Source organism: Aquabacterium sp. (assembly GCF_021768455.1).
Classification (GTDB): Bacteria; Pseudomonadota; Gammaproteobacteria; order Burkholderiales; family Burkholderiaceae_C; genus Aquabacterium.
Map to the genome: position 1 here is coordinate 1 of NZ_JAIZVX010000025.1, position 24,746 is coordinate 24,746.

Sequence of the window (24,746 nt, forward strand, 5' to 3'; positions counted from 1 at the left end):
GACCTGATCGACGCCAGCACCGAGGCCGCGGCCCGGTCGGCCAGCCGTTCGCTGGGTGGGGCGTTTTCGAAAGAGATCGAGGCCTTGCGCGACCAGCTGGTCAACCTGCGCATGCTGGTGGAGGCCACGCTGGACTTCCCGGAAGAAGAAATCGACTTCCTGGAAAAGGCCAATGCCCGCGGCCGGCTGGACACCCTGGCCGCCACGCTCGATGGCGTGCTGGCCCAGGCCAGGCAGGGGGCCCTGTTGCGCGAAGGCCTGCAGGTGGTGCTGGCCGGGCAGCCCAATGCGGGCAAGAGCTCGCTGCTGAACGCCTTGGCCGGGGCCGAGCTGGCCATCGTCACGCCGATCGCCGGGACCACGCGCGACAAGGTGAGCGAGACCATCCAGATCGAGGGCGTGCCCTTGCACGTGATCGACACGGCGGGTCTGCGCGCCGACCACGAGGCCTCCGACGAGGTGGAGCGCATCGGCATGGCGCGCAGCTGGGAGGCCATTGGCGCGGCCGATGCCGTGCTCTTCCTGCACGACCTGACCCGGGTGAGCAAAGCCGCCTATGCCCAGGCCGATGCCGAGATCGCCTCCCGCCTCCCCGCTGGCGTGCCGGTGGTGCACGTGTTCAACAAGCTGGACGCGGGGGAGGCGGCCGCGCAGTCGACGCACCTGGCCACGGTCCGGGCCCAGGCCGAGGCCCATGTGCTGAGCCTGAGTGCCCGCACCGGCGAGGGCCTGGCCACCTTGCGCCAGACCTTGCTGGCACTGGCGGGCTGGCAGGCCGCGGCCGAGGGGGTGTTCATCGCGCGGCAACGCCATGTGCAGGCCTTGCGTGTGGCACGCTCGCACCTGGAACAGGCCCAGGCCCATGCGGCGGTGCAGGATGGGGCGCTGGACTTGCTGGCGGAAGAACTGCGCCTGACGCACAATGCCCTGGGCACCATCACCGGCGCGTTTTCCGCCGATGACCTGTTGGGTGAAATATTCACGCGTTTCTGCATTGGCAAGTGAACGCCGGGTTCCCAAGCGGAACTGCTTCCTGTACACCAGTGCGAAATCGAGGTAGAGATGGACGGCAACGAACTCATTCAGGCGATCCAGACGCTCAATTCGGAAGACACCTTCCGGCCGCGCCTGGACGCGCAGCAATGGCGCACCTTTGTGCAGTACCTCACGCAGCATGAGCTGCGTTCGGGCGACCTCCTCATCAAGCAGGCCGACCGTGACCGGACCATCTACTTCCTGGGGCAGGGTTCCATGCAGGTCTATGTGACCGGCGGGGCGCCGGGCAGTTCGCGCATCGCCATCCTGCGGCCGGGGGCCATCTGTGGCGAGCCGGGCATCTTTGGCGATGGGCCGCGCATGGCCAATGTGGAGGCCATGACGCCGTGCACGGTGTTCGCGCTGCGCCTGCCGCGCTTCGAGGAGCTCGTGGCCCGCGTGCCCAATGTGGCCGTGGAGGTGCTGCGTGCCGCTGGGAGCGTGATGGCCGTGCGCATGCGGGCCAACCTGTCGCGGCAGGTCCCGATGGCCTGAGCTGGCCCCCACACCGCAGGGCCCATGCGCCCTCGGTCACAGAACAAGACAATGTCGAGTGGAGTATTGAAGGATGTCAGGCAATCAGGCATTGCGCCGCCCCACGGTCCTCGTGGCAGACGATTCACCGCAGAACATCGAATTGCTGTCCCGCGTGCTGGGGCAGGATTACCGGATCAAGGTCGCGACCTCGGGTGACAAGGCCCTGAAGATCGTCTACTCCGACGAGCCACCCGATCTGGTGCTGCTCGACATCATGATGCCCGACCTGAGCGGCCACGAGGTGTGCCGCCGCGTGAAGGCCAACCCGGACCGCCGCCGCATCCCCATCATCTTCGTGACGGCCATGGGCACCATCGAAGACGAGGCCCTGGGCCTGAGCCTGGGGGCGGTGGACTACATCACCAAGCCCATCAGCCCGCCGCTGGTGCAGGCGCGGGTGCGCACCCACCTGGCCCTGTACGACCAGTCGCGCGAGCTGGAGCGCATGGTGGCCCAGCGCACGAACGAGCTGGTGGCCACGCGCCAGCAGATCATCCGCCGCCTGGGGCGTGCGGCCGAGTTCAAGGACAACGAAACAGGCAACCATGTGGTCCGCATGAGCCACATCGCACGCCTGATCGCGCAGCAGTCGGGTCTGGGGCCGGAGGCCATCCAGCTGGTGTTCCAGGCGGCGGCCATGCACGACGTGGGCAAGATCGGCATCCCCGATCACATTCTGCTCAAGCCCGGCCCGCTGACGGACGAGGAGCGCCAGGTGGTGCGCCGCCACCCGCAGATCGGCGCCGACATCATCGGCAAGCACGACAACGAATTGCTGGCCACGGCCCGCACCATCGCCCTGACCCACCACGAGCGCTGGGATGGCAGCGGCTACCCGCAAGGTCTGCAGGGCGAGCAGATCCCGCTGTTCGGGCGCATCGTGGCGATTGCCGATGTGTTCGATGCGCTCATGAGCAAGCGGCCTTACAAGGCGGCTTTGCCGGCGGCGCAGTCGCTGGCGATCATGGCCGAAGAGCGCGGCCGCCATTTCGACCCGACCCTGCTGGACGCCTTCTTTGCGCAGCAGTTCGAGGTGCTGCGCATCATGGAGCTCTACGCCGACGAGCGGGGCACGGTGAGCGACGCGGCGTCCTGATCTGCCGAGCACCCGCCCTCGGCCTGGCGTCTGCCAGGCTCAGAGGGTGAGCACCTTCAGGGCGCGGGCGGCGGCGTCGAAGTCGTAACGCTCGAGGGCGCGGCGAAGCGAGGCGGCCTGCGGATGGCGCGCCAGCTCGGGCTGGCCGTCGAGCAGGTCGGCCAGCAGTTCGCGGGCGTGGGCGTCGTTGTCATCGATCAGGCTGGCCAGGCGGCCCCAGAGGGGTTGCAGGCGTTCGTCCTGCAGGGCTTCGGCCGCGGTGCCACCTGGTTTGGGCGCGGCGTTGGCGGTGCCCTGGGTCATGCGGGCGATGTCGGCCAGCACCTCGTTGAGGCAGCGTTCGGTCTGGCGCAAGGCGAGTTGCACGTCGGCGTGCGTGGGGTCGGGCGCCTGGGTCATGGCCTCTTCCAGGGCCACACAGCTGGCGTGCAGGGCGCGGGCGCCGATGTTGCCGGCCAGGCCCTTGAGGTCGTGGGTGAGCTGGGCGGCGCGTTGGGCTTCGCTGCCGGCATCGGCAAACTGGTTGACGAAGTCGTGCTGCGTCTTGGCAAAGCCCTTGAGCAGGCGGTGGTAGAGGTCGAGGTTGCCCATGCAGCGGGCGAGGCCGTCGGGGGTGTCGAGGCTGCTGGCCTGGGCCAGTTTGGCCTGGCTGGCAGGCAGGAGCGCGCCGGGTTCGCTGTGGCCCTGCTGGGCGGGCGTGATCCAGCGGGCCATGATGGTGAACATCTGGCCCAGGTCGAGCGGCTTGGTGATGTGGTCGTTCATGCCGGCGTCGAGCACGCGCTGGCGGTCGCCGGCCATGGCGCTGGCCGTCATGGCGATCACGGGCAGGTGGGCCCATTCGGGGTTGTCTCGGATGCAGGCGGTGGCGGTGTAGCCGTCCATGACGGGCATCTGGCAGTCCATGAGCACGCCGTCGAAGGGGCCGTCGTGGGCCAGTTTCTGCAGGGCTTCCTGGCCGTTGAAGGCGGTCACCACCCGCAGGCCGGCGCGTTCGAGCAGGTCGCAGGCGAGCTCCTGGTTGAGGGGCTGGTCTTCCACGAGCAGCACGCGGGCGCCGGCCAGCTGGCGCTGAGCCTGTTGCAGGAGGCGGCCGGCGGTGCGCGGGGTGGTGGGCTCGGGCAGGTCCTGGCCCAGCACGCGGCCCAGGGTGTCGAGCAGGGTGGAGGGGGTGACGGGCTTGTTGATGATGCCGGCCAGGCCCACGCCCTGCGATGCCTTGAGGGCTTCTTCGCGGCCGAAAGCGGTGACCAGCAGCACGCAGGGGCGGTGCTCGGGTGGGACCGACAGGGCGTGGCGGGCGAAGGCGATGCCGTCCATGCCGGGCATCTTCCAGTCGGTGAGCAGCACGTGGTGAGGGCGGCCGGCCTTGAGGGCTTCGCGCATGGCGTGCAGGGCCTGCTCGCCGCTTTCGCTGAGTTCGACGTCCAGGCCCATGTGGCGGGTCATGTCGCCCAGGATCTCGCGGGCCGTGGGGTTGTCGTCCACCAGCAGCACGCGCTTGCCTTGCAGCTCGCTGGCCAGCAGGGCGCGGCGGGTGGTGGGCTGGGCCTGCAGGCCGAAGCGGCCGGTGAAGTGGAAGGTGGAGCCCTTGCCCTGCTGGCTGTCGACCCAGATGCGGCCTTGCATCATCTCGACCAGCTGGCGCGAGATGGCCAGGCCCAGGCCGGTGCCGCCGTATTGGCGGGTGGTGGAGGTGTCGGCCTGGGTGAAAGGCAGGAAGAGGCGCTCGATCTGGTCGGGTGCCAGGCCGATGCCGGTGTCGCGCACCCAGAAGTGCAGGGTGACGGCGTCGGCGTCGAGTTGCTGGACCTCGCAGCCGATGATGACCTCGCCCTGTTCGGTGAACTTGATGGCGTTGGTGCCCAGGTTGACGAGGATCTGGCCCAGGCGTGTCGGGTCGCCCACCAGGGCGGTGGGGATGTCGGGCGGGGCGGTGAAGAGCAGCTCCAGGCCCTTGTCTTCGGCGCGCATGCCCAGCACGTCGGCCATGTGGCCCACCACGGTTTCGAGCTGGAACTCGGTGTGTTCGAGCTCCAGCCGGCCGGATTCGATCTTGGAGACGTCGAGCACGTCGTTGAGGATCTGCAGCAGGTTGGCCGCAGCACGGTGGGCCTTGTCGACGTAGTTGCGTGCCTTCGGAGGCATCTCGTCGATCAGCGCCAGGTGGGTCATGCCCAGGATGGCGTTCATGGGGGTGCGGATCTCGTGGCTCATGTTGGCCAGGAAGCGCGACTTGGCCAGGGTGGCCTGCTCGGCGGCCTGCTGGGCGGCCAGGGTGGTGGCCTCGGCCAGCTTGCGCGCGGTGATGTCCTGCAGGATGGCGCAGACCTGCCTGCGGCCATCGTGCTCGAAGGGGATGCCGACGATTTCGGCGTCGAAGGGCTGGCCATCGAGGCGGGTGTGCTGCCAGTCGAAGCGCACGACCTGCTTGTCGGCCATCTTGCCCAGCAGCTTGTCGCGGATGGCGATGGTGTCGGGCTGCTGGGCGTAGGCCGCGGCCGTCAGGGGCGGGGTGTAGGGCTTGAGGCCGAGCAGGGCCTTTTCGCTTTCGGCACCGAAGAGCCGCACCGTGGCCGGGTTGACGCGGGTGATGCCGCCGTCTTCGTCAAAGAAAATGAAGCCCATGGGGGCGTTGGCGAACACGGCCTGGGTGCGGGCCTCGGTCTGGCGGCGGGTGGTGATGTTGCTCCAGTAGCCGTTGAAGGTCTTGCTGCCGTCGGCCTCCAGGGTGACGCGGCACTCGCAGCGGATCCACCAATGGCGACCGCTGTGGTTGATGCTGAACTCGCGGGGTTTGAGCGGCGGGCTGGTGTCACCCTCGCCCATCAGGCGCCAGGGCAGGGTGGGGTCGTTCTCCAGCACCTGGGGATCGATGCCCAGCAGCTCCTGCAGGCCTTCGCCGATGAAGCTGAAGTGCCCCGCGATGTGGCCCTGGCCCTGGTGGTAGCGGAAGACGGTGAGCGGCAGCGCGTGGGCCATGCGGGTGATGGCCTGTTGCGCCCGGGTGAGCGTGGCCAGGCGATGGCGGCGCTGGGCCTGGGTGGCCAGCACGCCGTAGCCGCTCAGCAGCAGGAGGAAGCCTCCGGCAGCCCAGGCGGCAAGCAGGTTGCTTTCGCCTTCCATCGGGATCAGGGCCCAGCTTTGCAGGCCGCTGTAGCTCAAGGGGCGGGAGATGGCCAGGTGGCGCCCATCGTGTCGCTCGACGACGGTGTGGTTCACCTGGTCGACCGTGACGGTGTCGGTGGGCCAGTCCAGCTCGTTGGGCGTGCGCAGGTAGAGCTTGTGGAGCGCCTGTTGGCTCAGGGGGGGCGTGTTCTGCAGGTTGATGTGGGCGAGCTGGTCGGCCACCTGGTTGCCCATGAGGATGACGCCGTTGGCGTCGGTGACGAAGAGCTTGCGCAGGCGGTCGTCGAACAGGCGTGAGAGGGCCTCGCTCTCCTGTTTGACGATGATCACACCCTGCGGGCGCTCGGCATCGCCGATGCGGCTGGCGAAGTAGAAACCGGGGACCTTGGTGGTGCGGCCCACGGCGAACTGGTTGCCATCGCCGTTGTCGAGGGCGTTGATGTAGTAGCTGCGCGAGCGGTAGTTGCCGCCAATGGCGCTGCTGGGGCGGTCGATCTCGCTGTCGGCCAGCATGGTGCCGTAGCGGTCCATCAGGAAAATCTGCGTGACGCCGAAATCCTCGGCCGTGCTGCGCAGGATCTGACTGGTTTCCTGCACCGTGGTCTGCGAGCTCAGGAAGCGGCGGGTGGCCTCGCGGTCGGCTTCGGTGAGGCGCTCCGAGCCTTCGACGCGGGTGGTCTGCAGGAACTGCTGGATGGCGCTTTGCCGACCCAGGGCGCGGGGCAGGGCCGCGAGCTCGCGGAAGCTCACTTCCAGGGAGTTGTGCAGGCTGTCGAGGCGGTTGCGGGCGGCGTCGAGCTTGTCGCGGCGGTGGTTTTCCAGGCTTTTGCTGGCGACCCAGCTGGTGCCCACCACCACCGCCAGGGTCCACAGGGCGGCGGCCACCCAGGGTCTGTTCAGGGAAAGCCGCGTCCTCGCGCGGGTTGCTGTCTCGTCGGGGGCCGGGGGCATGCGGTCTCCTGTATGCCGTGGCCAGGCCGCTGCCTGGAAAGTTGACGCAAAGTGTGCCTTGCCTTGGGGGTTCGGCCTAGGGGGATGCTGCCGGGTCTGAGACGGATTTCAGCCTTTGAGCAACAAACCCTCGGCGCGCAGCAGGTCTTGCGGGCGGCCCGACAACACCAGGGTGTCGCCCACCTCCAGCAGGAGTTCGGGATAGGGGCTGAGCACGCCGCCGTGGGCGCGCCGCACCGAGACGATGGTCACGCCCACGTCGCGCTGGTCGAGGCTGGCGTCCAGGGTGTGGCCCACGCAGTGGGAGTCGTGTTCCAGCGTGACCGACAGCAGCCGCTGCAGCTCGAGTTCGTCGACGCTGTCGTCGTCGGCGCCATGGAAGTAGCCGCGCAGCAGGCCGTAGCGCGCCATCCGTTGCTCCTGCACCAGGCGGAAGACGCGGCGGATCGGCACGCCCACCAGGGCCAGGGCCTGGGAGGCCAGCATCAGCGAGCCTTCGATGGCCTCGGGCACGACCACGGTGGCCCCGGCACTTTGCAGGGTGTCCATGGCCGCGTCGTCGATGGTGCGCACCACCACCGGCACCTGGGGCGCGTGCTCGTGCACCTGGCGCAGGATCTTCTTGGCCGAGGCGGTGTCGGGGTAGGTGACCACCACGGCCGCGGCGCGCGACAGGCCGGCCGCGGCCAGGCTCTGCAGGCGGGAGGCGTCGCCAAAGACCACGTTCTGCCCGGCGGCGGCGGCCTGGCGCACACGGTCGGGGTCGAGGTCGAGCGCCATGTAGGGGATGTTTTCCTGCTCCAGCAGGCGCGCCAGGTTCTGGCCGCTGCGCCCGTAGCCGCAGATCAGCACGTGCTTCTCGGTGTTGATGGCCTTGGAGGCGATCTTGGTCATGGCCAGCGACTGCATCAGCCAGTCGGTCGACGACACCTTCATCACGATCCAGTTGCTGTACTGGATGATGAAAGGCGTGGCCAGCATGGAGAGCACCATCGACGCCAGCAGCGGGCTTTGCACCTGGGGCGGGATGAGGTGGCTGTCTGCGGCCAGGTTGAGCAGCACGAAGCCGAACTCGCCGGCCTGGGCCAGGTACAAGCCGGTGCGCAGGGCCACACCCGTGGTCGCACCGAACAACTTGGCCAGGCCGGTGACCAGGCCCAGCTTGAAGAGCACCGGCCCGGTGGTCAGCACCAGCACCAGGGCCCAGTGGTCGACCAGGCTGTGCCAGTCCAGCTTCATGCCGATGGTGATGAAGAACAGGCCCAGCAGCACATCGTGGAAGGGGCGGATGTCGGTCTCCACCTGGTGCTTGTATTCGGTCTCGGCGATCAGCATGCCGGCCACGAAGGCGCCCAGCGCCAGCGAGAGGCCGAAGTGCTCGGTCAGGGCTGCCAGGCCCAGGGTGACCAGCAGCAGGTTGAGCATGAACAGCTCTTCGCTCTTGCGCCGCGCCACCATGGTCAGCCACCAGTGCATCACCTTCTGGCCGCCGGCCAGCAGCACGATCAGCAGGCCCGCGGCCTTGATGCCGGCCAGCATCAGGGTCATGCCCAGCTCGCTGGCCGAGTCGCCCAGGGAGGGGATCAGCACCAGCAGCGGCACCACGGCCAAGTCTTGAAACAGCAGCACGCCCATGACGCGGCGCCCGTGCTCGCTTTCGAGCTCCAGCCGCTCGGCCATCAGTTTCACGACGATGGCGGTCGAGCTCATGGCCAGGGCGCCGCCCAGGGCCACGGCGCTTTGCCAGCTCAGGCCCCAGCCCAGCAGGCCACCGTCCATGCCCAGCCAGGCCAGCACCGCGCCCAGCGCCAGGTGGCCTGCCAGCGTGGCCAGCATGGTCAGCCCGACCTGGCTGGAGCCCAGCCCGAACACCAGCGACTGCATGCTCTTGAGCTTGGGCAGGTTGAACTCTAGCCCGATCACGAACATCAGGAAGACCACACCGAACTCGGCCAGGTAGCTCACGCCGGCCGAGTCCTTGGCCAGGGCCAGGGCGTTGGGCCCGATCACCACGCCCACGGCCAGGTAACCCAGCATCGGGGGCAGTTTCATCAGGCGGCACAGCACCACGCCGATCACGGCGGCAAACAGGTAAAGGAGAGTCAGGTCGAGCGTGGTGGCCATGTTGTCCCTAGAATCACCCGATCCTACCCGGCGCAGGCACATTCGATGCCAGCGCGGGCCGACTCTCGACCGCTTTGTTCTGCATGCCTTCTGTTCTCACCCAAGACGCCATCGTGGCCCTGGCCCGTCAGGCCCTGGACATCGAAGCCCAGGCCCTGAAAGGCCTTCAAGACCGCCTGCTGGGCGAACCCGGCGTGGCCTTTGCCCAGGCCGTGCAGGCCATGCTGGCCTGCCGTGGCCGCGTGGTGGTGATGGGCATGGGCAAGAGCGGCCATGTGGGCCGCAAGATCGTCGCCACCCTGGCTTCCACCGGCACCCCCGCCATGTTCGTGCACCCGGCCGAAGCCCACCATGGCGACCTCGGCATGGTGCAGGCCGGTGACGTGGTCCTGGCCATCTCCAACTCGGGCGAAAGCGAAGAGCTCACGGCCCTGCTGCCCGTCATCAAGCGCCTGGACGTGACCCTGCTGGCCATGACTGGCAAGCCCGCTTCGGCCCTGGCCCGCCACGCCGACATCGTGCTCGACAGCGCCGTGGCGCAAGAGGCCTGCCCGCTGAACCTGGCCCCCACCGCCAGCACCACCGCGCAGATGGCCCTGGGCGATGCCCTGGCCGTGGTCCTGCTCGATGCCCGCGGCTTCAAGCCCGAAGACTTCGCCCGCAGCCACCCCGGTGGCTCGCTGGGTCGCCGCCTGCTCACCCACCTGCGCGACGTGATGCGTGCCGGCGATGCCGTGCCCCGCGTGGGCGCCGACGCCGGCTTTGGCGAGCTGATGGGCGAGATGAGCGCCAAGGGCCTGGGCGCCGCTGCCGTGGTCGATGCCGCCGGCCGCATCCTGGGCGTCTTCACCGACGGCGACCTGCGCCGCAAGATCGAAGCCGGTGTCGACCTGCGTGGCCTCACGGCCTCGCAGCTCATGACCCCTGGCCCGCGCACCATCCGCGACGACGTGCTGGCCGCCGAGGCCGTCACCCTGATGGAAGCCCACCGCATCAACGTGCTGCTGGTGGTCGATGCCGAGGGCACCCTCGTGGGCGCCGTCAACACCAACGACCTGATGCGCGCCAAGGTGATCTGATGGACCCCCGCCCACTCAAGCCCACGCTCACCTTCAGCCCGACGCTGCGCGCCAAGGCCCGTGGCATCAAGGCCGCCATCTTCGACGTCGATGGTGTGCTCACCGACGGCACGATCTACATCAGCGAAGCGGGCGAAACGCTCAAGGCCTTCCACGCGCTCGATGGCCACGGCCTCAAGCTGCTGGCCCAGGGCGGCATCACCCCCATCGTCATCACGGGCCGGGATTCGCCCTCGGTGCGCCGCCGCCTGAAAGACCTGGGCGTCACCCATGCCGTGTTCGGCGCCCACGACAAGCTGGCCGTGGCCACGCCCCTGCTGGCCGAACTGGGGGTGGCCTGGCACGAGCTCGCCGTGATGGGCGACGACTGGCCCGACCTGCCTCTGCTGTGCCGTGCCGGCCTGGCCATCGCGCCGGCCAATGCCCACCCCGAGGTCAAGGGCGTGGCCGACCACGTCAGCGCCCTGCAAGGTGGCCACGGTGCCGCCCGCGAAGCCTGTGACCTGATGCTGTGGGCCACGGGCCGCTACGAGTCGCTGCTGCACGGCCACCTGCAGACACTCGACACCACCGCCGACGGGGCCCGCCGGTGAAGCAGGGCCTGGGCTGGCGCGCGCTCGAACACGCGCAGGCGGGTTTGCCGGTGCTGGCGGCGGGCGTGCTCGCGGCTTTCACCTGGTGGCTGGTGCAGTCGTCGCCGCATGAACAAGGCGGCGTGCGCGTGAGCGCCCCGGCATCGGCCCCCGATTTCATCCTCAACCAGGCCCAGGTGGCGCGGTTTGACGCCGATGGGCGCCTGGCCGCCGTCGTCGATGGCCAGGTCATGCGCCACTATGCCGACCAGGACCGCCTGCAGATCGACCAGCTGGTGCTCTCGGCCCGGGGCCCGCAAGGCGAAGGCCTGCACGCCACCGCTTTGCGTGGCGAAGCCAACCGCGAGGCCGAACAGGTGACGCTGGAAGGTGGTGCCCGCGTGCTGGCCCAGCCGGCACCCGATGCCGCGGCGGGCCAGGGCCTGCGCCGCAACCCGGCCCGCTTCGAAGGCGACAGCCTCCTGGTGGACACCCGCCAGCGCGTGGTCTCCTCCGACCGGCCGGTGACGCTGACCCAGGGCGCGAACGTGGTGCACGCCCAGTCTCTGCGTCACGACGACGCCACCGGCCTCACCGAACTCAAGGGCCGTGTCCAGGGCCGTTACGACCTGGCGAGCCGCCCGTGACCGACCCCGTGGCGCCCGCCCACATCGGCCACGCCCCCAGCCCAGCCAATCCGGCCCCGCTGGTCTTCATCACCGGCGCCTCCAGCGGCATCGGCCAGGCCCTGGCCGCCCGCTACGTGGCCCTGGGGTGGCGGGTGGCCCTGGTGGCCCGCCGTGCCGAGGCCATGGCCGATTGGGCCCAGGCTCAGGGCTGGCCTGCCGAGCAGTGGGCCGTGTACGCCGCCGACGTGCGGGACCCCGCCCAGGTGCAGGCCGCGGCCGCCGCCTGCCTGGCCAGCCAGGGCCTGCCCGAGGTGGTGATCGCCAACGCCGGCATCAGCATCGGCATCGACCTGGCCCTGGCCGAAGACATCGCCGTGCTGCGCGACCTGCTCGACACCAATGTGCTGGGCCTGGCCGCCACCTTCCAGCCCTTCATCGGCCCCATGAAGGCACGCCGCCGCGGCACCCTGGTGGGCGTGGCCAGCGTGGCTTCGGTGCGGGGCCTGCCCGGTCATGCCGGGTATTGCGCGGCCAAGGGCGCGGTGGTCCAGTTGTGCGAGACCCTGCGTGGCGAGCTGCAGGCCCATGGCGTCAAGGTCGTGACCCTGGCGCCGGGTTACATCGACACCCCGCTGACCCGCGAAAACGCCTACCCCATGCCCTTCCTGATGGCGCCCGAGGTGTTTGCCGAACAGGCCGTGCGCGCCATCTCGGCGGGGGTGCGCTGGCGCGTCATCCCCTGGCCCATGGGCGTGGTGGCGGCGCTCCTGCGCTGGATGCCGCGTTGGCTGTTCGACCGCGTGGTCGGTTCCCAGCAGCAGCGCAAGAAGCAGCGGCGCAGCGCTTGAACGAAGCCTGAACGAAGGCTGCACAAGCGCGCATCGGCCTGAAACAGGCCGTCTGATCAGTGGTGGCCGTGGCCGTTTCCGTGGCCGCGGCCACGGTCTCCACCACCACGGTGGTCTTCGCGCTCGTCGCGCCGGTCGTCTCTGCGGTCATCCCGGCGGTCGTCACGCCTGGCATCCCGCACGTCGCCACGCACGAAGTACACCGGCTGACCGCAGGCGTGGTAGCGGCCGCAGTAGCGGGCCCAGTCACGCGAATGGCCAGGGGGCACGCGCAGGTAGATCGGGCGCTGGTGGACCGACACCGGGGCCGGCTGGATGATCACCGGCTGGGCGTAGATCACCGGCGGCGGTTGGTCGCCGATGTCGATGCGGCCATAAAAACCAGGCTGGTTGACGCTGACGCTGACCCCCACATTGGTCGTGGCGGCCTGGGCCGAGGTGGCGATCAGGGCCGCGCCCAGGCAGGGCAGGGCGAGGTGGGTGGCAAAACGGGTGGCAAGTCGGGCAAAGCGGTACATCTTGGGGCTCTCGTGTGGTGCGCCCCGTGGGTCACCGGACGCGCAGGCATTCTGCGGCCGTTGCCCGGGGGGCGTGTGTCTGGATGTAGTCCATGGCTCGCCCATGAAAAAAGGCGGGGTCTTGCGACGCCGCCTTGTTTTCTGTGTCGCCCCTTCAGGCTCTCGGCTTGGAGGGGGACATCAGGAGATCGGGTAGATCAGTAGCCGCCGCCGTAGCCGCCGCCGTTACCACGGCCACCGCCGCCGTAACCGCCGCCGCCACCGCCTTCGCGACGACCGCCGCCGAAGCCGCCGCCGCCACCTTCACGACGGCCGCCGCCGAAGCCGCCACCACCGTTGCCGCCATTGCCGCCGCCGTAGGGGCTGCGGAAGCCAGCAGGACGCTCTTCACGGGGGCGGGCTTCGTTCACGACGATCGCACGGCCGGACACGGGCTGACCGTTCAGACCGTTGATGGCAGCTTGCGCTTCAGCGTCAGAGCCCATTTCCACGAAACCGAAGCCCTTGGAGCGACCGGTGTCGCGATCCATCATGACCTTGGCCGAGTTCACGGCGCCGTATTGGGAGAAAGCGTCATTCAGATCCTGATCGCGCACGCTGTAGGCCAGATTGCCCACGTAAAGTTTGTTGCCCACGAGAGAGCCCCTTTCAATCAATCAAAGTAACCATGCGGAGCTTCAACCCATCAGGACCTATTCCAACGACGGTGCCGCTACCAGACACAGACAAAACATTATGGGTGATGCAGCCACATCTATCCAGCGTTTTCAACCCTTATTTGTGGGCCAATGTCAACCGTCTTGGCGTGATGTGGTGCGCTGTCCTCAGGGGGGCCCTAGGGCTAGCCCCTATGATCGGTGCGCATTCAGCGGTGCACAGCTTTCCCCTTGAAACACGGTGACCATGCACGATTCCCCTTCTGTCCTGTCTTCCGAGCCTGACGTGGTCCTCCCGGGAACGCCTGGCCGGCGCGCACGGCGCTTCGATTGGTGGCAGGCCCTGATCCGGGTGCTCTCCAGCATCGAGTCCCTGCGCGACGGGCGCATCGTCTACATCCTGGTGGCTTCTTTTGCCGGGGCCGGGCTGGCCCTGGCGACCGCCCAGGCCTCGCTGGGGCGCAACGAGCTGAACTGGGCGATCGGCCAGGGCTCGGCCGCGCTGTTCATCGCTTTCTACGGCGCCAACGCGGCCGGCCTCATGGCCATGGACCGCGCCCTGGGCCTGGTGGCCCGCGATGGCTGGCAGGCGGTGGAAGACGCCCTGGGCGTGGGGCACCGCGTGCTGCTGGCCCTGGCCGGGGTGTTCGGGGTGGTGGCCGTGCTGGCCGCGGCCGTGCTGGGCCTGTACTGGCTGAGCGGCCTTCCCAGGATCGGGCCCTGGCTGTTCGTGGGGGTGGTGCCGCTCACGGTGGTGCTGATCGGCCTGGTGATGCTGGCGATGCTGGCCGTGGTCGGGCCACTGACCGGCCCCAGTGTCTGGCACGGTGCCACATCGTGGGAAGCCTTCCTGGGCCTGGGCCGGCTGGTGCGCGAGCGCCTGCTGCAGTCGGCCGTGCTGGTGGGGGCGCTCAGCCTGGTCACCGGCCTCGTGGGGGCCGCCAGCTCGGTGATGATCCTGGCCGGGGGCCGGGTCATGGCCGAGGCCTCTGTGTTCGTGCTGGGCGTGGACATCCCGCCCGAGACCCTCATGGTCGGCCTCTTGGGCCGCAACACCCAGGGCATCAACGCGGCCAACCTGCCGGCCGAGGCGCTGCCCTACATCTCGTCGGCGACCATCGGTGGCGGCGTGGTGTTCGCCCTCGCGCTGGTCCTGCCCACCGTGGTCTACCTGCGTGGGGTGTGCGAGGTCTACCTGGCGCTGAAGGCGGCCGAGCTGGAGGAGGGCGCATGAGCCGCGCGGCACCCCTCCGGCCTGGCACCCTGGTCGATCCCTGCCCCTGTGGCCGCCCGGCTGCCTATGCCGACTGCTGTGGTCGCTACCACGCGGGTCCGCTGGCCGGCCAGGCGCCGGATCCCGAATCCCTCATGCGTTCGCGTTACAGTGCTTTCGTCAAGGATGTGAGGGCTTACTTGCTTGACACCTGGCATGCCAGCGAGCGGCCTGCGCTGATCGAACCGCCCGAACCCGGCCTGCGCTGGCTGGGTCTGGACGTGCAGCAGGCCGAGATGACCGGCCCCGACACCGGCACCGTGCGTTTCGTGGCGCGCAGCAAGTGGGGCGGGCGCGCCCACCGCCTGGTCGAAACCAGCCTTTTCGTGCGCGAAGGTGGGCGCTGGTTTTACGTGAAGGCCCTGGACTGAAGCCGGGAGGCCCGGTCGCGGGCAGGCCCCTCATCCAAGGGGTTTAACGCAGAACGGAAGGGCTTCCCCCCGCGACAAGGGCCGGGGGTGGCCGGTATGGTGGCGTACCTGTTTCAGAGCGCGCCCCACCATGCCCGATGTCGCCCAGCTGAGTTCAACCCTGACGGCCGCCCTGGCCCGGCTGGACGTGGTCCAGTGGATGATGGTGGTGCTGGGCCTGTCGGCGGTGGGCGTCACGGCGCTGGAGGGCTGGTGGATCGGGCGGCGTGCCGCGGGCGGTGTCTACGACTGGCGGGCGTTCTGGACGACGGTGCGCATCAACCTCTGGCGCGTGGTGGTCGAGGCCCTGCCCATGGGCGTGGTGCTGGGCGCCTCGCTGCCCTTTGGCGCCTGGATGTACGAACACCGCCTCTGGACCGTGCCCATGGACACCGCCTGGGGCTGGGTGGCCATGTTCTTCACCACCGAGTTCTTCTATTACTGGCTGCACCGTGCCGGCCACCGTGTGCGCTGGTACTGGGCCTCGCACCAGGTGCACCATTCGGGCAACCAGTACAACCTGGCCGCGGCCTTCCGGCAGTCGATCACGGGCAAGGTGAGCGGTGGCTTCGTCTTCTTTGCGCCGCAGTGCCTGCTGGGTTTTTCGCCCGAGGCGGTGCTGCTGTCCTACGGTCTGAACCTGGTCTACCAGTTCTGGATCCACACCGACATGGTCGACCAGCTGGGCTGGATGGAGGGCATTTTCAACACGCCCTCGGCGCACCGGGTGCACCACGCGGCCAACGTGGAATACCTCGATTGCAACTACGGCGGCACCATCATGCTGTTCGACCGGCTCTTTGGCACCTATGTGCCCGAGCGCGAGGGGGTGGTGATCCGCTATGGCCTGGTCAAGCCGCAGACCTCGTACACGGCGATCCGGATCTGCCTGGCCGAATGGCTGGCGATGGGGCGGGACCTGCTGACCGTGCGCAGCCCGCGTGCGCTCTGGGGCCATCTGTTCGGCCCCCCCGGCTGGTCGCCCGATGGCAAGGGGCTGACGACCGATGCCTTGCGCGCCCGGATGCAGGCGCTCACTGGCGAGCCGGCCGGGGTGCCCCCGGAGGATTGGTTCGAGGCAGGGGCGACGGCCCGGAGGGCCTGAGCCCCGGGTGCGTGCCTAGAGGGGGCTTCAGCGCGTGGCGGCTTCGAGGTCGCCCAGCCAGCGCAGGGCCTGCTCGCGGCTGTCGCCACACATCTCTTCGCTGGGTTGCAGCGAACCGCAGACGGCGGGTCGTTCGGGCTGGCCAAACAGCCCGCAGCGCAGTTCGGCGTCGAGGTGAGGGCAGGGCACACCAGCCGGCTTGCCCTGAGGCAAGCCCGGCATGGGTGAACTGATGGAAGGGGCCGTGCAGCAGGCGGCGCAGCCTGGTCGGCAGGACATGGTGGAAGACGCCATGCCCGGGATTGTCGCTCGTCGCCCGTGGAAAGAAGCAACCCTGATTTTGTGATCGTGACGACAGCGAACGTCACCACTTTATGGGAGGCGGGTTTGGACAACCATCCCTAGTTTGTCGCGCTGTGCATCTGATACCGGGGGCGCAGGGCGGCGCGGCACCCAGGCCAGGTCCCCGAGACAGGGTGATTTCAGTACAATGGAAGGTTGCTCAAAAATGAGGCAAGCCAGGCGCGCGTGCGCACCCCGTGTGGGGCCTGGCCTGCCCGAGCCAGCCCTCTCCCTTGCCCAGCCCTGAAAGCGGCGCTCCCATGCTTTATCCCAAAGAATTTGACGTGATCGTGGTCGGCGGTGGCCATGCCGGCACCGAAGCCGCCCTGGCGGCCGCCCGCATGGGTTGCGCCACCCTGCTCCTGACGCACAACATCGAGACCCTGGGGCAGATGAGCTGCAACCCCTCGATCGGCGGCATCGGCAAGGGCCACCTGGTGAAAGAGGTCGACGCCTTGGGCGGGGCCATGGCCGAGGCCACGGACGAAGGCGGCATCCAGTTCCGCATCCTGAACGCGAGCAAGGGCCCGGCGGTCCGCGCCACCCGTGCGCAGGCCGACCGCATCCTCTACAAGGCCGCCATCCGCCAGCGTCTGGAGAACCAGCCGAACTTGTGGCTCTTCCAGCAGGCGGTGGACGACCTGATGGTGGAGGGGGACGGCGAAGGAGCGCGCGTGGTGGGCGCCATCACCCAGGTGGGCATCCGCTTCAAGGCCAAGGCCGTGGTGCTGACGGCTGGCACCTTCCTCGATGGGCGGGTGCATGTGGGGTTGCAGAACCACCCGGCCGGCCGCGCCGGTGACCCGCCCGCGGTGACGCTGTCGGCGCGCCTGAAGGAACTCAAGCTGCCGCAGGGCCGCCTGAAGACGGGCACGCCGCCGCGCATCGACGGGCGCAGCATCGACTTCAGCAAGCTCAGCGAACAGCCTGGTGATGGCGTGGGCCTGGTCGGGCGCTGGGGCGAGTCGGCGCCGACGGGCCCGGATGTGCCGGTGTTCAGCTTCCTGGGTTCTGCCGCTCAGCACCCGCGCCAGCTGCCATGCTGGATCACCCACACCAACGCGCAGACGCACGACATCATCCGCTCGGGCTTTGACCGCAGCCCGATGTTCACCGGGGTGATCGAAGGGGTGGGACCGCGTTACTGCCCCAGCATCGAGGACAAGGTCAACCGCTTTGCGGACAAGGACTCGCACCAGATCTTCCTGGAGCCCGAGGGCCTGACGACCAACGAGTTCTACCCCAATGGCATCAGCACCTCGCTGCCTTTCGACATCCAGCTGGCGGCGTTGCGCTCCATGCCTGGTCTGGAAGACGCCTTCGTGCTGCGCCCGGGTTACGCCATCGAGTACGACTATTTCGACCCGCGCGAGCTGAAGTCGAGCTTCGAGACCAAGTCCATCCAGGGCCTGTTCTTTGCGGGCCAGATCAACGGCACCACGGGTTACGAAGAGGCGGCGGCCCAGGGCCTGTTCGCCGGCCTGAACGCCGCGCTGCAGGTCCAGGACCGCGAGGCCTGGTTGCCCCGCCGTGACCAGGCTTACCTGGGGGTGCTGGTCGACGACCTGATCACCAAGGGAGTGACCGAGCCTTACCGCATGTTCACCAGCCGTGCCGAGTTCCGCCTGCAGCTGCGCGAAGACAACGCCGACATGCGCCTGACCGAAATCGGCCGTGAACTGGGCCTGGTGGGCGATGCTCGCTGGGACGCCTTCAACCGCAAGCGCGACGCTGTTTCACGTGAAACAGAACGGCTGAAGTCGACCTGGGTGCGGCCGGCCACGCTGCCTGCGGCCGATGCCGAACGCCTGCTGGGCAAGGCCCTGGAGCACGAGTACCGCCTGATCGACCTGTTGCGCCGCCCGGGTGTGGACTTCGATGTGGTGCACACCGTGGCCGATCTGGCGGCGGCGAACCAGCGTGCGCTGAAGGGTGCCGCGGCGGCAGAGGAGGGCGATGTTCCACGTGAAACACCGCTCTCTGGCCGCGCGGCCCTGGTGGCCGAGTTCGGTCAGACCTTGGCCGATGCCGTGGCCGAGCAGGTGGAAATCAGCGTGAAGTACGCCGGCTACATCGACAAGCAGAACGAAGAGGTGGAGCGTGCCGCCCACTTCGAGGGCATGAGGCTGCCGAGCGAGCTGGACTACATGCAGGTCTCTGCCCTGAGCATCGAGGCCCGCCAGAAGCTGAACAAGCATCGCCCTGAGACCCTGGGCCAGGCTTCGCGCATTTCCGGCATCACCCCGGCGACCATCTCGCTCCTCTTGATCCACCTGAAGAAGGGGCGATTCAAGGGCTTCACGCAGCAGGAGCTGCCGGCTGCAGACCGGGCGACGGACGGCCAGGCGGCCTGATCTCGCTGGCGGACCGCCTTGCCTGAGGTGCGCAGCGCGGCACGTGTCTGCGGGCTGCGCGCCCTGGCTGATGACGACAGCGGATGACGAGCACAGGGGAGGGCGGGCGGCCGCCGACGTCCCCCGGATCCTCCGGCATCATCCCGTCCTGACCTTTTTCCACCGGCCTGCCTTCGTGTTCGAGGCGCGCCCCATGGAGTCACCATGACCTCACGTTTCCGCGGCAACGGCCCGCGATCTTCCGACAGCAAGGCCCCGACGCAAGGCGCCCAGCGTCCGCCAGCCCGTGCTTACCAGCCCATCGTCACCTGGCGTGAAGCCGAATGGCAGGCGGCCGTGTCGCCCGTGGAGCAGGCCCTGGGCCTGAGCCTTTCGCCGGCCCAGCAGGACCTGCTGGCCCGTTACATGGTGATGCTGCACCACTGGAACAGCACCTACAACCTCACCGCGGTGCGCGACGCGCCCGACATGCTCAGCCACCACCTGGCCGACTGCCTCGCGGTGCTGGCGCCGTTGGGCCGGCACCTGGCCGATGCGCAGGCGCAGGCTGGAGCGGCGACCGGGGCCCCAGCCGGCCAGGGTGGGTTCCGCCTGCTCGATGTGGGCAGTGGCGGCGGGCTGCCTGGGGTGGTGTTGGCCATTTGCCGCCCGGAAGTGCAGGTGACCTGTGTGGACACCGTCGGCAAGAAGGCGGCGTTCATCCGGCAGGTGGCGGCCGAACTGCGCCTGCCCAACCTGCGGGCCGAGCACGCCCGGGTCGAGACCCTGAAAACGGCCTTCAACCTGATCACCTCACGGGCCTTTGCCTCGCTGCCTGATTTTGTGGGCCTGACCCGGTCCCTCCTGGCGCCGGGTGCCGTGTGGATGGCGATGAAAGGCAAGTTGCCCGAAGACGAGCAGGCCGCCTTGCCTGCCGACGTGGAGGTGTTTCACGTGGAACAACTCCAGGTGCCGCAGCTGGACGCCGAGCGTTGCCTGATCTGGATGCGCCCCTGCGCTGCTGCCTGACCCCGCCCATGAAAACTGCAATGTGGGTGTGGACACCGCTCTGCCTGGCCCTCGGCCTGGGTGGGGTGACAGGGCCCAGCCTGGCCCAAACCAAAGGCGTGTCGGGGGGTGTGGCGCCGGTGCTGAGCACCGCGCGCGAGGTGCCGCCCGACCCGGTCAGCGACATCCTCAGCGAGGAGGCGATCAAGCCCGGTGCGGGCAAGCCCGTGGCCGCGCCCTCTGCGCCGGCCAGAACCGCTGCGGTGACGGTGCCTGTCCAGGCGCGGGTCCAGGCCGCCGCGAAGGCGCCCGTGACGGTGCCGACGAAGGCCATCGAGCCGGTGGTGGCGCGGCCCCCCGAGGGTCGCCGCGCGAACCCGGTTCGGGCCGTGGGGCAGGGCGCCCAGACCGTGGCCACCCGGCGGGGTGGCGGGGCACAGGCGGTGTCGACCCGTGGGGACGCCGCCGCGGTGGCCCAGGCGCCGGCCCGGCGTGCGGTGGTCGATCGCCAGCCCGCCGTGTCGCGCACCCCGACCGATGCCAAGGTGGCTCGCAAGGCGCCGACCCAGGGTGAGAAGGGGGCCGGCAAGGTGAAGGGCAAGGAGGCGGTCTCGCGTCAGGCCAAGCCGCCTGTCAACAAGTCGGCCACCAAAGCGGCCACCAAGCCCGCCATCAAGCCTCTGCCAAAGGTGTCAGCCAAGGTGTCGCCCAAGGCCCCTGAGCGCACCTCGCGCAAGGCTCAGGGGTCTGCGTCGACCCGAGCCGAAGCGCCTCGCCGCCGCACCGCGACCCGCTGAACCGGGGTCATCCCGCCACACACCGGGGCACGGCTGCAGGGGTGTGCAGAGGGTGTGTGCGGCGGATGCACAAGCGTGCAGGGATAATGCGCCCATGCCGCACATCTTCTGCATTGCCAACCAAAAGGGCGGGGTGGGCAAAACCACCACCACTGTGAACCTGGCCGCGGGTCTGGCCCAGATCGGGCAGCGCGTGCTCATCGTCGACCTGGACCCCCAGGGCAACGCCACCATGGGCTCGGGCGTGGACAAGCGCACCCTGGAAGCCTCCGTCTACGATGTGCTGCTGGAGCAGGCCAGCATTGCCGAAGCCCGCGTGCGCAGCCCCAAGGGCGGCTACGACGTGCTGGGTGCCAACCGCGAGCTGTCGGGCGCCGAGATCGAGCTGGTCACGCTGGAGCGCCGCGACCGCCGCCTGAAAACCGCCATCGAGGCCGCCAACGCCGATTACGACTTCGTCCTGATCGACTGCCCGCCCTCCCTCAGCCTGCTCACCCTCAATGGCCTGACCTGCGCCCATGGCGTGATCGTGCCCATGCAGTGCGAGTACTTCGCGCTCGAGGGCCTCACCGATCTGGTCAACACCGTCAAGCAGGTGCACGCCAACCTCAACCGCGAACTGCAGCTCATCGGTCTGCTGCGCGTCATGTTCGATCCGCGCATCACCCTGCAGCAGCAGGTCAGCGAGCAGCTCAAGGGCCACTTTGGCGAGAAGGTGTTCAACACCGTGATCCCGCGCAATGTGCGCCTGGCCGAAGCGCCCAGCTATGGCGTGCCCGGCGTCGTGTTCGACCCGAGCAGCAAGGGCGCCCAGGCCTTCGTGGCCTTCGCCGAAGAGCTGGTGCAGCGCGTGGCCCAGGGCACGGCCGGTTTCTGACGCGTTCACCTCGCCCACCCACCACATCCATTCGAGCCATGGCGACCAAAAAATCCAAAGGCCTGGGCATGGGCCTGGAGGCCCTCCTCGGCCCCAAAGTCAACGACCCCGTTCCGAGCAGCACGCCCGATGGCGCCCCTTCGGTGCTGCGCCTCGATGTGCTGCAGCCCGGCAAGTACCAGCCCCGCACCCGCATGGACGAGGGCTCGCTCTACGAGCTGGCCGAGAGCATCCGTGCCCAGGGCATCATGCAGCCCATCCTGGTGCGCCCCGTGGGCGACCCCGCCGCGGGCCGCTACGAGATCATCGCCGGTGAGCGCCGTTCGCGCGCCGCCCGCCTGGCCGGCCTGCAAGAGGTGCCGGTGCTGGTCAAGGCCGTGCCCGACGAGGCCGCGGCCGCCATGGCCCTGATCGAGAACATCCAGCGTGAAGACCTCAACCCGCTGGAGGAGGCCCAGGGCCTGCAGCGCCTGACCAGCGAGTTCGGCCTCACCCATGAGCAGGCCGCCCAGGCTGTGGGCCGCTCGCGCAGCGCCGCCTCCAACCTGCTGCGCCTGCTCAACCTGGCCGAGCCGGTGCAGACCCTGCTCATGGCCGGTGACCTGGACATGGGCCACGCCCGCGCCCTGCTGCCGCTGGACAAGGCCCAGCAGATCACCACCGCCACCGAGGTGGTGGCCAAAAAGCTGAACGTGCGCGAGGCCGAAAAGCTGGTCGCCAAGGTGCAGGGCGCCGGTCGCCAGACCCCGCTGTTGCGCGTGAAAAACGAGAAGAGCCGCGACGTGCTGCGCATCGAAGAGCAGCTCTCCGACCTGCTGACCGCCGCCGTGGCGATCAACGTGAAAAAGCGCACCAAGCGCGGCGAGCAGGGCGAGGTCACCATCCAGTTCGGCAGCCTGGAAGAGCTCAATGGCCTGATCGACCGCCTGCGTGGCGGCGCCGCCGAGTGAGTGGCTGGCGCCGGGCCTTCACATGGCCCGTGCCGGCTTTGGCCAGCTGGGGGGCGGCCTGGGTATTGGCCGACGCTTTGCGGGCCGCCAGCGCCCCCTTGTGGGCCTCCCTGGCCCTGCCCACGGCCCTGGGGGCCTCGCTGGCCCTGATCCCGGCGGTCGCGGGCACCACCTGGCGCCGCGTTTTCGTGGCGGCGGGCTTCCCGCTGAGCGTGCTGGCGATGGGGCAGGGCGCCGGCCTGCCGGCCTGGGTGTGGCTGGCCCCGCTGGCCCTGCTGATGCTGGCCTACCCGCTCAACGCCTGGCGCGACGCACCTGTGTTCCCCACGCCAAAGGGCGCCCTGGCCGACCTGGCCGCCCACGCGCCCCTGGCCTCGCCCGATGCCACCGTGCTCGATGCCGGCTGCGGCATGGGCGATGGCCTGCGCGAGCTGCGTGCAGCCTACCCCCAGGCCCGCCTCGAGGGCGTGGAATGGAGCTGGCTGTGGTGGGCCGTGGCCGCCTTGCGCTGCCCCTGGGCCCGCGTGCGCCGGGGTGACATGTGGGCGGGCGACTGGTCAGGCTGCGGCCTGGTCTACCTCTTCCAGCGGCCCGAGACCATGCCCCGCGCCCTGGCCAAGGCCCGTGCCGAGATGCGCCCGGGCGCCTGGCTGGTCAGCCTGGAATTCGAGGCCCGCAACGACGCCGGCCAGCCCCTGGTGCCCCACGCCCGCCTCAGCCTGCCGGGCGGGCGACCGGTCTGGGTCTACCAGCCGGTGCCGGCACCTCAGGAGGCGGCCAGCAAGGGCCGGCGCTGAGCCACCGCATGGGTCGATGAGGGCAGGGGGCTCACCTCGGTGAACGCCTGCGTCCGGTAGCCTTGCGAGGGCGTGCGCACCTGGAAGCCGCGCATCGAGTCGCCCATGCGCTGGGCCTGTTCGCTCAGGGCCTGCACGGCGTGGGCGTTCTGGGAGACCAGGCCCAGGTTCTGGCTGGCGTCCTGGTGCAGGGCGTCGATGGCACCTTGCACCGCCTGCAGTTGCTGGCGCTGCACCTGTCCGGCCTCGTTGATGCGGGTGATCAGGTCCTTGACCTGCTGCACCTGGGCCACCACCTCGGCCATGGTCGAGCCGGCCTCTTTCACGGTGGTGTGCCCCTCGCGAACCTTGTCGACGCTGGTGGTGATCAGACCCTTGATTTCGCGGGCGGCCGTGGCCGAGCGCTGCGCCAGCGAGCGCACCTCGCTGGCCACCACCGCGAAGCCGCGGCCCTGTTCGCCCGCCCGGGCAGCTTCCACCGCGGCGTTGAGGGCCAGGATGTTGGTCTGGAAGGCGATGCCGTCGATCACCCCGATGATCTCGGAGATGCGCTGGCTGGACGCCTGGATCTCGTCCATGGTCTGCACCACGTTCTGCACGGCCTGGCCGCCCTGACCGGCCACCACCGCCGCCTGGGTGGCGCAGTGCTGGGCGTCTTCGGCCGTCTGGGCGTTGAGGGCCACGCAGTCGGCCATGGTGCCCACGGCGTCCACCGTGCGCGAGAGGTCCTGCCCCTGACGCTGGCTGCGGCTGGCCAGCTCCGCATTGCCCTGCACCAGCTGGCTGGCGGCGGCGGCCACGGCCACGGCGCTGCCCCGCACATCGCCCACGGTGTCCGACAGGCTGGTGCACATGGTGTTGAGCGCCTGGGCCAGCTCACCGAGTTCGTCTTTGGCGCGGGTCTCCATCGAGGCCTTCAGGTTGCCCTGTGCCACCTCGTTGGCCAGGGCCACACCGCGCCGCACCCGCGACAGCAGCCGACCGGAGACCTGCTGGTAGAGCACGCCCGCCAGGGCCAGCAGGGCGACAGCCAGGGCCACGCTCTGCCAGCGCACGGCGGCGGTGGTCTCGTCCATGTGCTGCATCGAGGATTCGGCGAAGGTGCTGCCGGCCTTCACGGTCTGGTCCACGCCCTGGCGGTGGGCCTGGTAGGCGGCGTGCGCCCGGGCCAGGCCGGAGCGGGCGGTGTCGGCCTGGCCCTGGGCCAGGGGCTGCAGCACGGCCTGCTCGGCTTCCTGGATGAAGCGCTGGCCTTCACGGTGCTGGGCGCCCAGCAGCTCGCGCTCCAGGCCATGGGGCGGATGCGCCTGCCAGTAGGCGACACGGGCCTCGTACTCGCCCTTCAGGCGCGTGAATTCCTTTTGCGCCTCGGCCAGGGGCAGGGTCTGTTCCACCGCCTGCGAGAGCACCAGGCGCATCTCGATCAGGTACATGGGCGGTGGCAGGATGTCGGCCACCACGTCCTTGGCGACGAAGGTCTGGCGGGCGGCATCGTCCAGGCTGCGCGCGCCGTGCAGGCCCATGGCCAGCACCAGCAGGGTCGACAGGGTGGTGGGCAGGGCGATCGAAAACAGCTTCCAGTGCAGGGATGACGGCAGCATGCGCAACTCCAGGCAGGTCGGGCTGGAGTTTGGGGCCGGCCACCCGGCCGCCTGACCTCTCCAGAGGGGTGAGCCATCG

General features: G+C 69.2%; 23 protein-coding genes. 17 read left to right on the forward strand and 6 right to left on the reverse strand.

What is annotated here, in order from left to right; all coding sequences use genetic code 11:
- From QZ994_RS05360 to QZ994_RS05370, 3 genes are all read left to right on the forward strand, one after another.
- Positions 1-1,005, forward strand: a 1,005-nt coding sequence (locus QZ994_RS05360) for a tRNA modification GTPase (RefSeq protein WP_290869282.1), incomplete at its 5' end; no start/stop codon positions are given.
- A 57-nt stretch (positions 1,006-1,062) separates the two neighbouring features.
- Positions 1,063-1,530, forward strand: a complete 468-nt coding sequence (locus tag QZ994_RS05365) for a cyclic nucleotide-binding domain-containing protein (protein WP_290869285.1) — start codon at positions 1,063-1,065, stop codon at positions 1,528-1,530.
- Positions 1,531-1,603: 73 nt separating this feature from the next.
- Positions 1,604-2,668 (forward strand): two-component system response regulator, encoded by a 1,065-nt coding sequence (locus tag QZ994_RS05370; protein WP_290869288.1) that lies wholly within the window; start codon positions 1,604-1,606, stop codon positions 2,666-2,668.
- 39 nt (positions 2,669-2,707) lie between these two features.
- On the opposite strand, the gene QZ994_RS05375 is transcribed toward QZ994_RS05370, so the two are convergent.
- On the reverse strand, positions 2,708-6,682 hold the full coding sequence (locus tag QZ994_RS05375) for a response regulator (protein WP_290869291.1): 3,975 nt from the start codon (positions 6,680-6,682) through the stop codon (positions 2,708-2,710).
- A 174-nt stretch (positions 6,683-6,856) separates the two neighbouring features.
- Positions 6,857-8,872, reverse strand: coding sequence for a cation:proton antiporter (locus QZ994_RS05380; RefSeq protein ID WP_290869294.1), 2,016 nt, complete (start codon positions 8,870-8,872; stop codon positions 6,857-6,859).
- Positions 8,873-8,955: 83 nt separating this feature from the next.
- Between QZ994_RS05380 and QZ994_RS05385 the strand changes: the two genes are divergently transcribed.
- The 4 genes from QZ994_RS05385 to QZ994_RS05400 are packed head-to-tail and all read left to right on the forward strand — an operon-like array spanning position 8,956 to position 12,000.
- The gene (locus QZ994_RS05385) at positions 8,956-9,951 is read left to right on the forward strand and encodes a KpsF/GutQ family sugar-phosphate isomerase (protein ID WP_290869298.1); all 996 of its coding nucleotides are present in this window, start codon (positions 8,956-8,958) and stop codon (positions 9,949-9,951) included.
- Positions 9,951-10,544, forward strand: coding sequence for an HAD family hydrolase (locus QZ994_RS05390; protein ID WP_290869300.1), 594 nt, complete (start codon positions 9,951-9,953; stop codon positions 10,542-10,544). The genes QZ994_RS05385 and QZ994_RS05390 overlap by 1 nt, the downstream gene beginning before the upstream one ends.
- The gene (gene lptC, locus QZ994_RS05395) at positions 10,541-11,170 is read left to right on the forward strand and encodes an LPS export ABC transporter periplasmic protein LptC (protein ID WP_290869303.1); all 630 of its coding nucleotides are present in this window, start codon (positions 10,541-10,543) and stop codon (positions 11,168-11,170) included. The genes QZ994_RS05390 and lptC overlap by 4 nt, the downstream gene beginning before the upstream one ends.
- Positions 11,167-12,000, forward strand: coding sequence for an SDR family oxidoreductase (locus tag QZ994_RS05400; RefSeq protein WP_290869306.1), 834 nt, complete (start codon positions 11,167-11,169; stop codon positions 11,998-12,000). The genes lptC and QZ994_RS05400 overlap by 4 nt, the downstream gene beginning before the upstream one ends.
- Positions 12,001-12,056: 56 nt before the next feature.
- On the opposite strand, the gene QZ994_RS05405 is transcribed toward QZ994_RS05400, so the two are convergent.
- Together QZ994_RS05405 and QZ994_RS05410 are read right to left on the reverse strand one after the other, a co-directional pair.
- A complete protein-coding gene (locus QZ994_RS05405) occupies positions 12,057-12,518 on the reverse strand; it encodes a hypothetical protein (RefSeq protein WP_290869309.1) in 462 nt (153 codons plus the stop codon).
- A gap of 197 nt (positions 12,519-12,715) precedes the next feature.
- Positions 12,716-13,153 (reverse strand): RNA-binding protein, encoded by a 438-nt coding sequence (locus QZ994_RS05410; protein ID WP_290869312.1) that lies wholly within the window; start codon positions 13,151-13,153, stop codon positions 12,716-12,718.
- Positions 13,154-13,421: 268 nt separating this feature from the next.
- Between QZ994_RS05410 and QZ994_RS05415 the strand changes: the two genes are divergently transcribed.
- The 3 genes from QZ994_RS05415 to QZ994_RS05425 all read left to right on the forward strand — a co-directional run bounded on the left by QZ994_RS05415 (position 13,422) and on the right by QZ994_RS05425 (position 15,962).
- A complete protein-coding gene (locus tag QZ994_RS05415; protein WP_290869315.1) occupies positions 13,422-14,408 on the forward strand; it encodes a hypothetical protein in 987 nt (328 codons plus the stop codon).
- Positions 14,405-14,818 carry a YchJ family metal-binding protein gene (locus QZ994_RS05420; RefSeq protein ID WP_290869318.1) on the forward strand — a complete coding sequence of 138 codons (414 nt, stop codon included), beginning with the start codon at positions 14,405-14,407 and terminating at the stop codon, positions 14,816-14,818. The genes QZ994_RS05415 and QZ994_RS05420 overlap by 4 nt, the downstream gene beginning before the upstream one ends.
- A 130-nt stretch (positions 14,819-14,948) precedes the next feature.
- Positions 14,949-15,962 carry a sterol desaturase family protein gene (locus QZ994_RS05425; RefSeq protein ID WP_290869321.1) on the forward strand — a complete coding sequence of 338 codons (1,014 nt, stop codon included), beginning with the start codon at positions 14,949-14,951 and terminating at the stop codon, positions 15,960-15,962.
- Positions 15,963-15,989: 27 nt separating this feature from the next.
- On the opposite strand, the gene QZ994_RS05430 is transcribed toward QZ994_RS05425, so the two are convergent.
- Complete coding sequence (locus QZ994_RS05430; protein ID WP_290869365.1) at positions 15,990-16,241, reverse strand: YkgJ family cysteine cluster protein; 252 nt, start codon at positions 16,239-16,241, stop codon at positions 15,990-15,992.
- On the opposite strand from QZ994_RS05430, the gene QZ994_RS05435 reads away from it, so the two are divergent.
- The 7 genes from QZ994_RS05435 to QZ994_RS05465 all read left to right on the forward strand — a co-directional run bounded on the left by QZ994_RS05435 (position 16,183) and on the right by QZ994_RS05465 (position 23,066).
- Positions 16,183-16,308: a hypothetical protein gene (locus QZ994_RS05435; RefSeq protein WP_290869368.1), complete on the forward strand. Its 126-nt coding sequence runs from the start codon at positions 16,183-16,185 to the stop codon at positions 16,306-16,308. The genes QZ994_RS05430 and QZ994_RS05435 overlap by 59 nt on opposite strands.
- A 256-nt stretch (positions 16,309-16,564) precedes the next feature.
- Positions 16,565-18,658 (forward strand): tRNA uridine-5-carboxymethylaminomethyl(34) synthesis enzyme MnmG, encoded by a 2,094-nt coding sequence (mnmG, locus tag QZ994_RS05440; protein WP_290869324.1) that lies wholly within the window; start codon positions 16,565-16,567, stop codon positions 18,656-18,658.
- A gap of 204 nt (positions 18,659-18,862) precedes the next feature.
- Positions 18,863-19,666: a 16S rRNA (guanine(527)-N(7))-methyltransferase RsmG gene (gene rsmG / locus QZ994_RS05445; RefSeq protein WP_290869328.1), complete on the forward strand. Its 804-nt coding sequence runs from the start codon at positions 18,863-18,865 to the stop codon at positions 19,664-19,666.
- Between the two features lie 8 nt (positions 19,667-19,674).
- Positions 19,675-20,442 carry a hypothetical protein gene (locus tag QZ994_RS05450; protein ID WP_290869331.1) on the forward strand — a complete coding sequence of 256 codons (768 nt, stop codon included), beginning with the start codon at positions 19,675-19,677 and terminating at the stop codon, positions 20,440-20,442.
- A 94-nt stretch (positions 20,443-20,536) separates the two neighbouring features.
- Positions 20,537-21,319, forward strand: coding sequence for a ParA family protein (locus QZ994_RS05455; protein WP_290869333.1), 783 nt, complete (start codon positions 20,537-20,539; stop codon positions 21,317-21,319).
- Between the two features lie 38 nt (positions 21,320-21,357).
- Positions 21,358-22,269 carry a ParB/RepB/Spo0J family partition protein gene (locus tag QZ994_RS05460; RefSeq protein ID WP_290869335.1) on the forward strand — a complete coding sequence of 304 codons (912 nt, stop codon included), beginning with the start codon at positions 21,358-21,360 and terminating at the stop codon, positions 22,267-22,269.
- Entirely contained in the window at positions 22,266-23,066 is an 801-nt protein-coding gene (locus QZ994_RS05465; protein ID WP_290869337.1) for a trans-aconitate 2-methyltransferase, read from the forward strand. Before QZ994_RS05460 ends, QZ994_RS05465 begins: the two co-directional genes overlap by 4 nt.
- Here the strand turns inward: QZ994_RS05465 and QZ994_RS05470 are convergent.
- A complete protein-coding gene (locus QZ994_RS05470; protein WP_290869339.1) occupies positions 23,036-24,667 on the reverse strand; it encodes a methyl-accepting chemotaxis protein in 1,632 nt (543 codons plus the stop codon). The two genes, QZ994_RS05465 and QZ994_RS05470, sit on opposite strands and share 31 nt — an antisense overlap.
- Positions 24,668-24,746: the final 79 nt, after the last annotated feature.

Coding starts and splice junctions, on each gene's coding strand:
- QZ994_RS05405 (WP_290869309.1), bottom strand. CDS start 12,518: ATGTACCGCTTTGCCCGACTTGCCACCCGTTTTGCCACCCACCTCGCC.
- QZ994_RS05435 (WP_290869368.1), top strand. CDS start 16,183: ATGGGTGAACTGATGGAAGGGGCCGTGCAGCAGGCGGCGCAGCCTGGT.
- QZ994_RS05370 (WP_290869288.1), top strand. CDS start 1,604: ATGTCAGGCAATCAGGCATTGCGCCGCCCCACGGTCCTCGTGGCAGAC.
- QZ994_RS05460 (WP_290869335.1), top strand. CDS start 21,358: ATGGCGACCAAAAAATCCAAAGGCCTGGGCATGGGCCTGGAGGCCCTC.
- QZ994_RS05450 (WP_290869331.1), top strand. CDS start 19,675: ATGAAAACTGCAATGTGGGTGTGGACACCGCTCTGCCTGGCCCTCGGC.
- rsmG (WP_290869328.1), top strand. CDS start 18,863: ATGACCTCACGTTTCCGCGGCAACGGCCCGCGATCTTCCGACAGCAAG.
- QZ994_RS05425 (WP_290869321.1), top strand. CDS start 14,949: ATGCCCGATGTCGCCCAGCTGAGTTCAACCCTGACGGCCGCCCTGGCC.
- QZ994_RS05420 (WP_290869318.1), top strand. CDS start 14,405: ATGAGCCGCGCGGCACCCCTCCGGCCTGGCACCCTGGTCGATCCCTGC.
- QZ994_RS05430 (WP_290869365.1), bottom strand. CDS start 16,241: ATGTCCTGCCGACCAGGCTGCGCCGCCTGCTGCACGGCCCCTTCCATC.
- QZ994_RS05380 (WP_290869294.1), bottom strand. CDS start 8,872: ATGGCCACCACGCTCGACCTGACTCTCCTTTACCTGTTTGCCGCCGTG.
- QZ994_RS05455 (WP_290869333.1), top strand. CDS start 20,537: ATGCCGCACATCTTCTGCATTGCCAACCAAAAGGGCGGGGTGGGCAAA.
- mnmG (WP_290869324.1), top strand. CDS start 16,565: ATGCTTTATCCCAAAGAATTTGACGTGATCGTGGTCGGCGGTGGCCAT.
- QZ994_RS05470 (WP_290869339.1), bottom strand. CDS start 24,667: ATGCTGCCGTCATCCCTGCACTGGAAGCTGTTTTCGATCGCCCTGCCC.
- QZ994_RS05415 (WP_290869315.1), top strand. CDS start 13,422: ATGCACGATTCCCCTTCTGTCCTGTCTTCCGAGCCTGACGTGGTCCTC.
- QZ994_RS05385 (WP_290869298.1), top strand. CDS start 8,956: ATGCCTTCTGTTCTCACCCAAGACGCCATCGTGGCCCTGGCCCGTCAG.
- QZ994_RS05365 (WP_290869285.1), top strand. CDS start 1,063: ATGGACGGCAACGAACTCATTCAGGCGATCCAGACGCTCAATTCGGAA.
- QZ994_RS05390 (WP_290869300.1), top strand. CDS start 9,951: ATGGACCCCCGCCCACTCAAGCCCACGCTCACCTTCAGCCCGACGCTG.